The 12,980-nt window shown below is 61.4% G+C and carries 8 protein-coding genes; 3 read left to right on the top strand and 5 right to left on the bottom strand.

Going from position 1 to position 12,980, the window contains the following annotated elements:
• Positions 1 to 18: 18 nt before the first annotated feature.
• The gene (locus FQ192_RS29335) at positions 19 to 5,964 is read left to right on the top strand and encodes a peroxidase family protein (protein WP_149661664.1); all 5,946 of its coding nucleotides are present in this window, start codon (positions 19 to 21) and stop codon (positions 5,962 to 5,964) included.
• 67 nt (positions 5,965 to 6,031) lie between these two features.
• On the opposite strand, the gene FQ192_RS29340 is transcribed toward FQ192_RS29335, so the two are convergent.
• The 5 genes from FQ192_RS29340 to FQ192_RS29360 form a co-directional block, all read right to left on the bottom strand.
• On the bottom strand, positions 6,032 to 6,733 hold the full coding sequence (locus tag FQ192_RS29340) for a VIT family protein (protein WP_149661665.1): 702 nt from the start codon (positions 6,731 to 6,733) through the stop codon (positions 6,032 to 6,034).
• A gap of 22 nt (positions 6,734 to 6,755) precedes the next feature.
• A complete protein-coding gene (locus tag FQ192_RS29345) occupies positions 6,756 to 7,736 on the bottom strand; it encodes an FAD:protein FMN transferase (RefSeq protein WP_149661700.1) in 981 nt (326 codons plus the stop codon).
• A complete protein-coding gene (locus tag FQ192_RS29350; protein WP_149661666.1) occupies positions 7,726 to 9,906 on the bottom strand; it encodes a PepSY domain-containing protein in 2,181 nt (726 codons plus the stop codon). Before FQ192_RS29350 ends, FQ192_RS29345 begins: the two co-directional genes overlap by 11 nt.
• Before the next feature lie 24 nt (positions 9,907 to 9,930).
• Positions 9,931 to 10,401 (bottom strand): DUF2271 domain-containing protein, encoded by a 471-nt coding sequence (locus FQ192_RS29355; RefSeq protein WP_149661667.1) that lies wholly within the window; start codon positions 10,399 to 10,401, stop codon positions 9,931 to 9,933.
• A gap of 85 nt (positions 10,402 to 10,486) precedes the next feature.
• Positions 10,487 to 10,810: a PepSY domain-containing protein gene (locus FQ192_RS29360; RefSeq protein WP_149661668.1), complete on the bottom strand. Its 324-nt coding sequence runs from the start codon at positions 10,808 to 10,810 to the stop codon at positions 10,487 to 10,489.
• A gap of 131 nt (positions 10,811 to 10,941) precedes the next feature.
• Between FQ192_RS29360 and FQ192_RS29365 the strand changes: the two genes are divergently transcribed.
• Together FQ192_RS29365 and FQ192_RS29370 are read left to right on the top strand one after the other, a co-directional pair.
• Positions 10,942 to 11,601 carry a response regulator transcription factor gene (locus tag FQ192_RS29365; RefSeq protein ID WP_149661669.1) on the top strand — a complete coding sequence of 220 codons (660 nt, stop codon included), beginning with the start codon at positions 10,942 to 10,944 and terminating at the stop codon, positions 11,599 to 11,601.
• A complete protein-coding gene (locus tag FQ192_RS29370) occupies positions 11,598 to 12,956 on the top strand; it encodes a HAMP domain-containing sensor histidine kinase (protein ID WP_149661670.1) in 1,359 nt (452 codons plus the stop codon). The genes FQ192_RS29365 and FQ192_RS29370 overlap by 4 nt, the downstream gene beginning before the upstream one ends.
• The last annotated feature ends 24 nt before the right edge of the window (positions 12,957 to 12,980 follow it).

Genomic DNA, 12,980 nt, shown 5'->3' on the forward strand with positions numbered 1-12,980 from the left:
GAATATCTGGAGCTCGCCATGTATGCGCTAAAACGCTTCACCCTCAACCAAAACGATATTTCGTTTCTTGAGCAGCAGGTGTCTTTTCCCACCATTCACATCGTTGGCTACAACACTGCGGGTCAGCCGCTGTACGGCTACGATGGCTCGGACGGCAATGTCCATGTGCTCGGTGTGCTGGGCAGTTTCAACCCACTGGACACGCCTCCCGGCGAGACCAGTTGGTACAACGGCGCCCGCGACCCGATCGGCCTGCGCAACGTTTCTGGCCACTTCAACAACATGACCCAGGACGGTCAGGCCTGGGGCAGTTTCGGTCAAAACTTCATTCGCCTGACTCATTCCGACTACACGCATTACGTCCATCAGGACCTGAGCAACGCGGCATTGACGGGGCAGGGTGTGCCCGTCGGCGCCACGCCCATGACTGACAGTAGTTCACTGTATAGCGATCCGACAGCTTCACTGGTGGACTACACGCCCCGGATGATCAGCCAGACCATCGTCAGTGGCGGTGTGACGTTTGCCACCGACGCCAACGGGCACATCCAGCACACCGCAACAGGTGTGGCAATCGTCACGGATCCGGGGATTCTGGGTGCCATCGGCGAAGTCGATACCACCTCGCCGGACTCCGGTCAGTACTACATTCGCAACCAGAACACAGTTGCCGGAGACCCGTCGACCACTGGCTGGTTCACCTTGTTCGGGCAGTTCTTCGACCACGGCCTGGACTTCATCAACAAGCCCAACCAGAACGCGACGATCACCATTCCCCTGGCGCCGGACGATCCGTTGTACGGCTCCATCGGCCCGGACGGGCAACCGGTTTACTCGATCAAAGTGCACCGCGCTTCGGTCAGCGAAGTGGACGGCCAGGGCCAGGCGCAATACGTCAACCTGGACTCGCCGTACATTGATCAGAACCAGACTTACGGCTCCAACGACGCCGTGACCCAATTGCTGCGCCAGTGGGTCGCGGACCCCAATCACCCCGGTCAATTCATCGCCGGGGCCGCGCTGTTCGATGGCACCTCCTTGAGTGACGACGCTGCCTGGACCCTCAACGGCGTGGTCACCCATCAGACGCTGCCGACCTTGAGCGAACTGCGCGCCCATGTACTGGCCACCGGGCGTGACGACCTGACCTGGGACGACATCGCCAACTTCCGTGTACGCGACGCCCACGGCCATGTACTGGATGCCGACCCGACCACCGCCGGCGTGCAAGCGGTGTACACCCGCGAAGCGATCCTGCTGGACATGAACCCGCGCTTCGACGATCTGCATATTGATCAAGCGAAGCTGATGTCGCTGGACGCGCACATCACCAGCATCACCTTCGATGCAAACAACCCATATGGCATGGTCTTCAACTACGACAACTCAGGGCCGAAAAACCTGTTCAGCTTCGTCAATTTTGCCGACTTCACCATCAGCGCCGCCGCCGGCAGCGCCGACTTTGCGGTGGCCAACGAACTGCTGCTGCAATCGGTGGGCGACCACTACATTGCCGGTGACGGCCGGGTAAACGAAAACTTCGGGCTGACCGCCATTCACCACGTCTTCCACGAAGACCACAACGTGCAGCTGATCAACCTGCAGAACGAGGTGCTGGCGCAAACCGACGTCACGGTGCGGCACAACTGGCAGGTGCAGATCAGCAATGGCAGCGGTGGTTTCTACAGCGATGCCAACGGCAACTTCACGCTGGCCGATGGCGTCACGGTGTCCTGGGATCAGGACAAGCTGTTTTATGCCGCCAAGCTGACCGTGGAAATGGAATACCAGCACGTGGCGATCGACCAGTACGCCCGGTTGATTACCCCGGACCTGCCGGAATTCGTGACCTACGACTCGGGCATCAACACCAACATTTCGCTGGAATACGGCCAGGCGGCGTTCCGCTTCGGCCACTCGCAACTGCGTGAAACCATCGATGCCCTGGAGAAAAACGCCAGTGGCGGCTACGACCTGACGGGCTCGATTACCCACTATGCGCTGGAGCAGGCCTTTCTCAACCCAGGTGGTTTCGCCGATATCGGGCCGACGGCCATTGCGTTGGGCATGACCCGGCAGATCAGCAACGAAATCGACGAGTTCGTCACCCCGGCCCTGCAACAAGGTTTGCTCGGCCAGCCGCTGGACCTGGCGACGATCAACCTGGCCCGTGGCCGCGACCTGGGCTTGCCAACCCTCAACCAGGCGCGTCAGCAGATCCACGATGCGTTGATTGCCGAACGGGCGTCACCGGCCGGCGCGCAGCACCACACCAACCTGATCGTCGATGGCCTGACGCCTTATACGAGCTGGAGTGACTTCGCCAACAACATGATTCACCCCGAATCGTTGGTGAACTTCATCGCCGCGTATTCCTTCGACGGTGACAAAGCTCATGCCCAGGCGATTATCGATGCCGATACTTCGGGCCTCACCGTCAACTATGCCGGTGGCAGTGTCACGGCCGAACAGGCGGCGTATTTCCTGTCCGGCGCGGCGGATGCCAACGGCAATCATGTGGCGGGCTATGACGGCTACAACGCGATTGATCTGTGGATCGGTGGCCTGGCGGAAAAACATGTCTACACCGGGCAACTGGGCACCACGTTCAACGCGATCTTCGAGGACCAGATGGAACGGTTGATGGACGGTGACCGGTTCTACTACCTGTTCCGCCTCGACCTCGGCTTGCCGGCCATGACCAACCTCAACGAGCAGGTGGTGACCGAGCAATTCAAGGACATTATCGAGCGCACCACCGACGCCCGGCACCTGGCCGGTGATGTGTTCGGCTACGCCGACAGCTACATCGAACTGAGCTACACCGATTCCGGCGCCAGTGCGACGGCGTACAAGAGCGAGCACAAGTACGGCACCCTGATCGCGGCCAACCATGTGGGCGTTTATTCCACCGGCGGCAGTGGCGGCATCGGCGGTAACGGCTTGCTGATGAGCCTGGCGAACCCGGAAACCCACGTGGCGCAAACCTACATCCGCGACTATCGCCCGGATCAGGGGCAAAACCCCGATGGCACGGCGGCAGTGGGCTACAACTCCCACGAAGTGTTGGTGGGGACTGACTACAACGACTGGCTCGACGCCGGGGACGGCGATGACACGATTTACGGCGAAGGTGGCGACGACGTGCTCGACGGCAAGTCTGGCGCCGACCATATCTATGGCGGCGACGGCAACGACGTGATTTACGGTGGTGATATCGAGGACTTCCTCGATGGCGGGGAAGGGGACGACACCATCTATGCCGGGACCAGCGCCGGGGTGCTCGATGTGGTGATTGGCGGTGGCGGTAACGATCACCTCTACGGCGAGGCCGGGATCGACGAAATTTACGGTGGTGCCGGCAATGACTATATCGATGCCGGTGGCGATACCGACCTGGTGCATGGTGGTGACGGCAACGATGAGATCTACGGTGGCGACGGCCCGGACATTTTGTTTGGCGAGGATGGCGACGACATCATTTCCGGTGGCTCCACCGGTGACCAGGAGTTCGGCGGTGCCGGTGACGATATTCTGTTGCCAGGCCTGGGCGGTGCACCTGGCCAGGGTGACGGTGATGAAGCCATTGGTGATGTCGGGTTCGATATCGCCGCGTTCAGCGATGTGAATATTGCGCTGGATGCGGCGGCCGACCTCAACAATCAGAACATCGTGGCGGCACCCGGCACTGCAGTGCTGTTCCAACCGTTCAATGCCTTGCTCACCGACATTGAAGGCTTGATCGGCTCACGTTTCAGCGACAGCCGGCCGAACTCGGCCGCTCCGGCCAATCCTTCTGCGGGCCTGATCGGTAATGCCACGGAAAACTGGCTGATTGGCGGCAGTGGTGATGATGTCTCCCAAGGTAACGGCGGCAATGATGTGATCGTCGGTGATTCGATCAAACTTGCCGACCTGAATCACTTGCTCGCCAGCCAGGGGTTTGCTCAACACTTTACCGGCCTGCAATCGACTCGCCCCGATTTCATTCTGGGTGACAACCATCAAGCCCCGGGCACGGCTGATGGTGCGGCGGACACGGCGCTGTTCTCGGGCAACTTTGCCAACTACAGCATCACCAAGTTCACCGATACCCGGCCGGGTGGCGAACTGATCACCGCATTCAAAGTGGTGGACCTGCGGGTCGGCGCGGCGAACATCGATGGCACCGACATCGTGATAGGCGTGGAGAAACTGCGCTTCGCCGATCGCACGGTGAACCTGAGCATCACTAATCATCTGCCGACCGGTAATGTGGTGTTGTCAGGGTTTGCCACCGCGCCAACCACCCCGAGCCGTCCGGTGCCGGCCCAATATCGGCTGACCGCCAACACGGCGGCGATCCAGGACGCCGACGGCTTGCCTGGGCCGAGCGGGTTCTCCTATCAGTGGCAAGCGCTGGTGGGGGCGGCCTGGTTGAGCATCGCCGGGGCGAATGCGGCGACCTTTGCGCCGACCTCGGCACAGTTCGGCCAGCAACTGCGGGTGATCACGACTTACACCGATAACAACGGCACGGTGGAGCAGTTGACGTCTGACCCGTCGGAGGCAGTCGGACGCTTTATCGAGGGCACCAACTTCGTCGGTAACACGCTCAATGGCACCAACTTTCAGGACATCCTGATGGGTTATTCGGGCAACGACGTGCTCAACGGTGGCCTGGGTTCCGACTTGCTGGATGGCGGCTCGGGCAACGACACGATGCGCGGTAACGCCGGCAACGACATCTACATGGTCGATACCAATGGCGATGTGGTTCAGGAGAGCCTGAACGAGGGCACGGACACGGTCATGTCCTCGGTCAGCTACACCTTGGGTGCCAACGTCGAAAACCTGACCTTGCTGGGCTCCAACAACATCAACGGCATCGGTAACGAGCTGGATAACGTTATCCATGGCAACGCTGGTAACAACCAACTCAGCGGGCTGGCGGGCAATGACTCGATCTTCGGCGAGGCGGGCAACGATACGCTGCTGGCATCGGTGAACGACGGTAACGACCGCTATGACGGTGGCTCGGGCACCGACAGCTATGACTTGTCGGCCACTTCGGCGGCAGCCACAGTGGATTTGCAGGCCGGTACGTCAACCAGTGCCCAGACCGGCAGTGACAGTTTGACCGGTATCGAAAACGTCATCGGCAGCGCTGGCAACGATCACATCCAGGGCGATGCGGCCAACAACCAGTTGCTGGGACAAGGCGGTAACGACTTCATCGACGGTGGCAGTGGCAATGACACCTTGAGCGGTGGGCAAGGCCTGGACAACCTGTTCGGTGGTCTTGGCAATGACACCTTCCAGGCGTCGGTCAACGATGGCAACGACACTTATGACGGTGGCGCTGACATCGATACCTACGACCTGTCCGGGACTTCGTTCAACGCCACGGTCAATCTGACCACCGGTTCGGCCTTCAGCTCGCAAACCGGTAACGACACCTTGACTGGCGTCGAGAATGTCGTCGGCAGCAGCGGCACCAACAGCCTGACGGGCGACAATGCCGATAACGTACTGACCGGCCAGGGCAACATCGACACCTTGAGCGGTGGTGGCGGTGCCGACACACTGAACGGAAATGGCAACCGCGATACGTTGACCGGTGGTGCAGGGGCGGACACGTTTGTGTTCAGCTCCATCAACGACTCCGGCACATCGACCGCAAGCCGCGACGTGATTACCGACTTTGTGCACGGCACCGACCACATCGATCTGTCGCTGATTGATGCCCGGACCTCCGGCGCCGGTTCGGCCGGTAATCAGGACTTCACCTTCCTTGGCGAGTGGAATGGCGCCGGCAACGAGTTCAACAACCAGGCGCAATTGAAATACCACTTCGTCAACGTCGGCGGGGTCGACCACACTTATGTGGAGGGCAATGTAAACACAGGTAACGCGGCCGATTTTCAGATCGATCTGGTCGGGCATGTCGCCCTGACGGCGAGTGATTTCGTCGGCGTGGTGTAGTCGTTAACGCACAAAGGGCGCCCGATCCTGGATCGGGCGCCCTTTGTGTTTCAGGCATAAACGCGAACTAAACCACGGCCCCGAATAGCGATCCCACCAGCGCCGTGATACCCATGGCCAGCACGCCCCACAGCGTCACACGCCAGGCACCGATCAATACGTTGGCACCTCCGGCCCTGGCTGCGACGGCGCCCAGGCTGGCGAGAAACACCAGCGACATCGCGCAGATCCACGGCACCACGCTGGGCGCTGGCGCGATGAAAACCACCGCCAGCGGCAAGGCGGCACCGACCACAAAACTGGCGGCCGAGGCGAGGGCAGCCTGCAGCGGTTTGGCCGTGAGTACTGCGCTGATGCCCAGTTCGTCCCGGGCGTGAGAACCGAGGGCGTCATGGGCCATCAGTTGGTCGGCCACCTGATGGGCCAACTCGGGTGAGACACCGCGATGCCTGTAAATGTTGGCCAGTTCTATGTGTTCGGATTTCGGGTCGCTGGCCAGTTCGGCTCGTTCCCGGGACAGGTCAGCCCGTTCGGTGTCCGCCTGAGAGTGTACGGAGACGTATTCACCCGCGGCCATGGACATGGCGCCTGCCACCAGCCCGGCCATCCCGGTGACCAGCAACGTTGAGTGAGTGGCGTTGGCGGCGGCGACGCCGATCAACAGGCTGGCGGTGGAGACGATTCCGTCGTTGGCCCCCAGGACGGCGGCGCGCAGCCAGCCAATTCGATCGCTGCGGTGAGACTCGGTATGCCTGTGCATGAATTTCATGGTTTAGCGGGACTCACTGTCATTAGGTTGTTCGCATCGGGCGGGTTTCAATCTGCGCCTGCAATTGGCCGCCGACAATGGATATTTCTTTGAACTGTTCACCGTCGTGCAGCACGAACAACGCGTCCATCCCGCGTTCCTGAGCCAGGCGTGGGCCTTCGATCTCGCCCAACACCATCAGCGCCGTGGCCCAGGCATCGGCAAGCATGCACGAGGCCGCTACCACGGTGACCGCCGCGAGCGGGTTGTTCAGCGGTGCGCCGGTGACCGGGTCCATTGTGTGGGCATAGGCGTGCCCCTTCACATCAATCCAATGTCGGTAGTCCCCGGACGTGGCGATGGCGGCGTCGCCAAGCTCCATCACACCCATGACTTCACGCACGCCGCGACAGGGTTTTTCAATGGCCACGACCCAGGGTTGCGCATCGGGTTTGACACCACGGGCGCGCATCTCGCCGTCGATGCCGACCAGGTAGCGATCAATGCCAAAACGCTCCAGGCAACGGGCCAGTTCATCGACGCCAAAGCCCTTGGCGATGCCATTCAAATCAAGGTTCAGCGGTGCGCGTTTACGAACCTGATTGCGTTGCGGGTCAACCACCAGCGCCGCGCGGGCGGACAGTCGAGCGCGCGGTGGCGGCGTTCCGGGCGTCTGCTGCGTGACGGACTGTTCGCCGGGACCGAAACCCCAGGCGTTCACCAGGTCACCGACGGCGATGTCAAAGGCGCCGCCGGATTGTTGGCTGACCCGCAGCGCGGCGGACAACACCGTGGCCAGCTCTTCGGGCACTGACAGCCACTCCTGCTCGGGGGCAGCGTTGAGACGGTTGAGGTCAGAGTCGGGCTTCCAAACGGACATTTGCTGGTCCACCCGGTCCACGGCGCGCGCCAGGCTGAGGCCGATTTCGTGGGTGTCGATCCCGGCCTCGGCATAGAACAGGGCGGTGTAGCGAGTGCCCATGGTCTCGCCGTTGAGGCTGTAGCGTTGCCTGTCAGTAGACATCTTCACGGTAGCGTCCTTGTGCCTTTAGGGTCAGCACAGTCAGATTGAGAGGGGCGAGCACCTCATCCAGGGCCAGCATCACGCCTTTGGCCATTTCTCGACTGCCGCACACCAACACCTGGGCGCCTTTCTCAATCAGCCGGCGCAAGGCCAGGGCATCGCTGATCAGCCGGTCTTGTACGTAGCTGCGGTCTTGAACCTGGGAAAATGCCGCGCGCAACGCCGTGAGGCGACGGTCTGCCAGGTAACGATTAAGCTCCGGCTCGTAAAGAAAATCCGAGGTCGGGTTGCGTCCGCCCCAATACAGGTGCATCGGGTGGCGCGCCTTGTTGTTGCGGATAAAACCGGCCAGGGGACCAATGCCGGTGCCCGCGCCGATCAGGATCACCGGGTGGTCGCCCGACGCCGGACGAAATTGCGGGTTAGGCTGGATAAAGGCTTCGATTGGCGCGCCGATCTTCAGCCCATGCAGGAACTGCGAGCACACACCGCCTTCGTGTTTACGCACGCAGATTTCCAGCACACCGTCTTCTGAACTGCTGGCCAGCGAGTAAAAGCGCGGAACCGGGTTATCGGGGGCGAAAATCCCGACCAGATCACCGGCCAGAAAGTCCGGGAGTACGCCGGGCGCCTTGAAGCGCAGTACGTGAGTCGGTGCATTCACCTGTTCGCCGTAGACAATGCGCTCGGTCAGTTGCAATTGATGGGACTGTGGCTGCTGCGGAGTATGTACCAGTGTCAGCTCATGCCCGAGCACTTCACCCAACGCGAGGCCCCAACGCGCAAATTCCTGAGCGGACTGGCGGTTGACGGTTTCCAGCCCCAGCAGCGGCGAGCCGCCGGCCTGCACCATCGCATCGTGCACCTGATGGGCGTATTGACAGAAACGCGGAAACTGCCGGTCACCCAAACCCAGTACTGCAAACGGCAGGTCGGGTTTGAGGCCGACGGTGTTCAGCCGTGTCAGGAACTGCGACGCCGAGGCCGGTGCGTCGCCGTCACCATGGGTCGCGGTGAGGATGACCACCCGTTTGGCATCGCGGTAATCGCCCGTCCATGTATTCATCGCTGTGCTATGCACCCGATGTCCGGCCAGGTGCAGGGCATCATGCAAGGCTTTGGCAAATCCCCAGGAGCTGTTGTTTTCACTGCCCACCAAAATCACGCTGTCGGCAGATTGGGCGGGGCTGTTGTGGCGGATGTTCGGGACGGCCTTGCGGCGGCGCCACCAGAGCAGCATGCCGGTTACGCTCATCAACGGCACGCAGAGGGCGCAGAGCCCGAGCGGCAGGCCCAACCACCAGAGGCCTTCACCAGTGTGCAACCGGTAGATCAATTGGTAAACATTGTGCATCGAGTCGTGGGCTTGCCAGGACAGCAACGCGCCACTGACCAGGTCGACGTAACCGTCGCCTTGGGCGGTGCGCAGAGAAAACACGTCTTGTGGGTTGCCGGGGCTGGGGTACACCAGTTCACGCAGATCATTCAGGTCGATGGAACGCAGGGCTTGCAGGTTGGCCACCGGCAACACCGGGCCGGTGCTGATGTGGGTGGGGAAGGCCGGTTCACTCTGACTGCCGTCGGCGATCAAACCGAAAGTGCTGGCGCACAGGTAGAGCCCGCTCAGCGCCGACAGCAGCAGACCGAGCAAGGCCAAGCGTCCGACTTCGGCGTGCCAGCGCTGGCTGAACGTGCCGCGCAGTGGCCGCAGCAGATTGCGCCAGCCGCCCAGGCGCCGGGCCAGCAACAGCGCGCCGGACACCGACAGGATCAACATGAACAGCGCACCGACGCCCGCCACTCCGTGGCCCGGTGTGCCGATGAACAGCGAGCGGTGTAGGTCTTTGATCCAGCGTGAGAAGGCTGACGGCTCATAGGGCGCGAGGCCCTGACCGGTCAGCGGGTCGACCTTTTCGGCCCCGGACTGACCGTCCTGGTTGTAGTAGACAATGACCGTCCCGGACGCCGTGCGCTGGATTTGCTCCACGCCGGGAAAGTGGCTGGCGACACGCCCGGCCAACTGTCCGACGTTGAGCTGCCCGGCAGCGGTGGATGTGCTGTGCAGGCGTTCCAGGGCCGGATCTACGGACAATACCGCGCCGCTGATGGCCAATATCATGACCAGCAGGGCGGCGATCAAACCGGGCAGTGAATGGAACTGGCGAAGCATGTTCAGCCTCCAGGGTTGTGGGTGTTACAGGTCGTAAGTGAAGGAGTCGACGTAAGTGCTACCGGTCGCCGGCTTGCCTGAACCTTTGGTGGTCAGGGGCACGCTGACGTCGGCTCGACCTTCGCGCTTGTTTTCCACGGCGCTGTCGATACGGATCTGATACCCGGCGTCAATCAAGGTGTCTGCCAGTTCAACGCTGACTTTCAGGGTGCCCCCGCTGCCGACACTGGCGCCGCTGACCCCGTCGAACTCGCTCGGGTTCATGCCGCTGCCACGGGCCCAATCCGTCAAGTGCCGGTAGTACTTGGCCTTCTTGCCGGCCACCCACAGGGTTTTCTGGTATTGGCCATTGGCGTCGGTGACATAGATCGCCAGGTACGCATCGTTGCCGCTGTAGTCCTTGAGCTGGGTGGTCAGGGTCACTTCACGGGCCTGAACCAGCCCCGGCAGGGCAATGGCACCGACAAGGCAGGTTGCAGCGATGATTTTTTTCATGAGGGAGTCCTGTTTGAGCGTTGTGGCGAGAGCCTGGACCTGCTGGCTGACAGCAACCTGAAAGCCCCGGGAAAAACTGCAATGATCATTCGGCGTTGGGGCTGGCGAGGTAGTCCCGGGCGTCACCGTCGTCGCCGAAATTGATCTGCAGCGTGCGCAGGTGCAGGGAGGCGGGCGCATAGCGGGCTTCGATGGCGTTGCCCTTGCGGTCGGCGCCCTTGAGCTTGTAGCAACCGTCGTCGACCTTGATCCGTTGCACGCTCCAGCCGTATTGCTGCTCTACCTGCTGACGCAGGGTGTCTCGCGCTTGCCAATCACTGACCGGCTCGCTGCAGTCGTCATCGGCCAGGGCGTAACCGCTGAGCAGCACGCTCAGCAGCGCGATTCGGGTAATAAAAGCTGATTTCATGATCTGTCTCCTGCCGGCGTGGCGTCTGAGGCATACCCTAAGGTGCATTCCTGACAACCAGCTGAATCTTCAGATTCCCGTCAGGTGAGGCCGTTAAGGTGCTGCACGACAACCATCACAGGAGGTGCCAGATGCGGGTTTTATTGGTCGAGGATGCACCAGGGCTGGGGGAGGCGGTGCGCGAGCAGATCGCCGATGACGGCCATGCCGTCGATTGGGTGCAGCGCCTGGACCATGCGCGCAACAGTGTGCGCACCACGCCTTACGACTTGATCCTGCTGGACCTGATGCTGCCGGACGGGCGCGGGCTGGACTTTTTACGTCAACAGCGTTCAGCGGGGGACGTGACCCCGGTGATCATCCTGACCGCCCAGGACCAGATATCCGATCGCATTGCCGGACTCAATGCCGGGGCCGACGATTATCTGGTCAAGCCATTCGACCTGTTTGAGCTCTCGGCCCGTGTGGCGGCCGTGGCCCGACGTTACAGCGGCAACCCCAACCCGCTGATCAAACTCGGCGAACTGCAGATCGACATGAACGCCCGCACGGTTCATCGTTCCGGCTCCTGCGTGGACCTGACGGCGCGGGAATGGGCGCTGTTCGAGGCGTTTGTCCAACGGCCCAGCGCATTGTTGTCGAAGTCGCAGCTGGAAGAACGTTTGTATGCGTTTGGTGCGGAAATCGAGAGCAACACCATCGAGGTGTATATCAGTCGCTTGCGTAAAAAACTCGGGCGTGACCTGATCGAAACCGTGCGCGGCATGGGTTACCGGTTGATGTCCGTATGAAGTCGCCGTCGAGTCTGCAAAAACGCCTTGGCCTGGGGCTGACCCTGGGCATGACCTTGCTCTGGCTAGGGGCGACCGTCGGGGCCTGGCTGGTGGTGCAACATGAGTTGAACGAGGCGTTCGATAGCGCTCTGGAGGAAACCGCACAACGCATCCTGCCCCTGGCCGTGCTGGAAATCAGCAACCGTGAAGAACCCCGCGAAGCACAGCACATTGCCACCCTGAAAACCCACAAGGAATACCTGACATACCTGGTGCGCGATGCCAAGGGCGAGATTCTGATGAAGTCCCACGACGCCAACCCGAAGATCTTCAACAAACAGCCGACGGAAGGGTTTTCCACCACCGGTAAATACCGTCTGTATGGCGCGAGTGCGCTGCGGGGGACGCTGTTCATCGAGATCGCCGAACCGCTGAATCATCGCCGAGAGGCCGCCCGGGAAGCCTTGTTTGCCTTGTTGTTGCCGTTGCTGGCGCTGATTCCCATCAGCCTGTTGGGCACCTGGCTGTTCGTACGCATCAGCCTGCGCAGCGTGTTGGCCTATCGTCGTGCCGTGGAGGCTCGTGGTGTGGGCGATCTGTCACCGATCAACGTGGCGCGACTGCCGGCAGAAATCAACCCGTTGGCCGGCGCGGTCAACCATTTGCTGGAGCGTTTGCGCAAGGCGTTGGAGGCCGAACGCAGCTTTACCGCCAACAGCGCCCACGAACTGCGTACCCCACTGGCCGCGACCCTGGCGCAGATCCAGCGGCTGCGCCATGAAACACCCGAAGGGCCATTGCGCGTGCGTGCGGCGAAGATCGAAAACTCGTTGCGCGAGCTGGCCCGGCTCTCGGAAAAACTCATGCAACTGGCCAAGGCTGAGGGAGGCGGATTGTTGTCCGAGGCGCCTCAGGACCTCATTCCCTTGCTGGCCCATGTGGTTGATGAGTGGAATCACAGCAGCAGACAGCGGATCGAGTTGCAATTGCCCCGTCAGGCCAGCGTTTACTCGGCGATTGATCCGGACGCTTTCGGCGTCCTGTTGCGTAACCTGATCGAAAACGCGCTGAAATATGGCGCCGCGGACCAACCGGTCGAGGTCAGCCTGTCCGATCAAGCGCTGCTGCAGGTGGTCAACGGTGGCCCGACGGTGCCCGCGCCGGTGTTGCAGCGCCTGACCGAGCGCTTTGTGCGGGGCAACAGTGAAGCCAGCGGTTCAGGGTTGGGGCTGGCAATTGCCAAAACCATTGTGCAAGGTGTCGGTGCCAGCCTGACCCTGGCATCACCGGCGCCAGGCAGGACGCAAGGGTTTGAGGTGCGCGTCCAGTTTCAACTGGCGCTTGATGACCATGGCGACAAGATTGATGGCTAGACTTTCCTTAAAAGGATGCCAGGC

The organism is Pseudomonas sp. ANT_J12 (assembly GCF_008370045.1).
Lineage (GTDB): Bacteria > Pseudomonadota > Gammaproteobacteria > Pseudomonadales > Pseudomonadaceae > Aquipseudomonas.

Bases quoted from the DNA above. Each gene is read 5' to 3' on its own strand.
- FQ192_RS29335 (WP_149661664.1), top strand. From the start codon at position 19: ATGTATGCGCTAAAACGCTTCACCCTCAACCAAAACGATATTTCGTTT.
- FQ192_RS29340 (WP_149661665.1), bottom strand. From the start codon at position 6,733: ATGAAATTCATGCACAGGCATACCGAGTCTCACCGCAGCGATCGAATT.
- FQ192_RS29345 (WP_149661700.1), bottom strand. From the start codon at position 7,736: ATGTCTACTGACAGGCAACGCTACAGCCTCAACGGCGAGACCATGGGC.
- FQ192_RS29350 (WP_149661666.1), bottom strand. From the start codon at position 9,906: ATGCTTCGCCAGTTCCATTCACTGCCCGGTTTGATCGCCGCCCTGCTG.
- FQ192_RS29355 (WP_149661667.1), bottom strand. From the start codon at position 10,401: ATGAAAAAAATCATCGCTGCAACCTGCCTTGTCGGTGCCATTGCCCTG.
- FQ192_RS29360 (WP_149661668.1), bottom strand. From the start codon at position 10,810: ATGAAATCAGCTTTTATTACCCGAATCGCGCTGCTGAGCGTGCTGCTC.
- FQ192_RS29365 (WP_149661669.1), top strand. From the start codon at position 10,942: ATGCGGGTTTTATTGGTCGAGGATGCACCAGGGCTGGGGGAGGCGGTG.
- FQ192_RS29370 (WP_149661670.1), top strand. From the start codon at position 11,598: ATGAAGTCGCCGTCGAGTCTGCAAAAACGCCTTGGCCTGGGGCTGACC.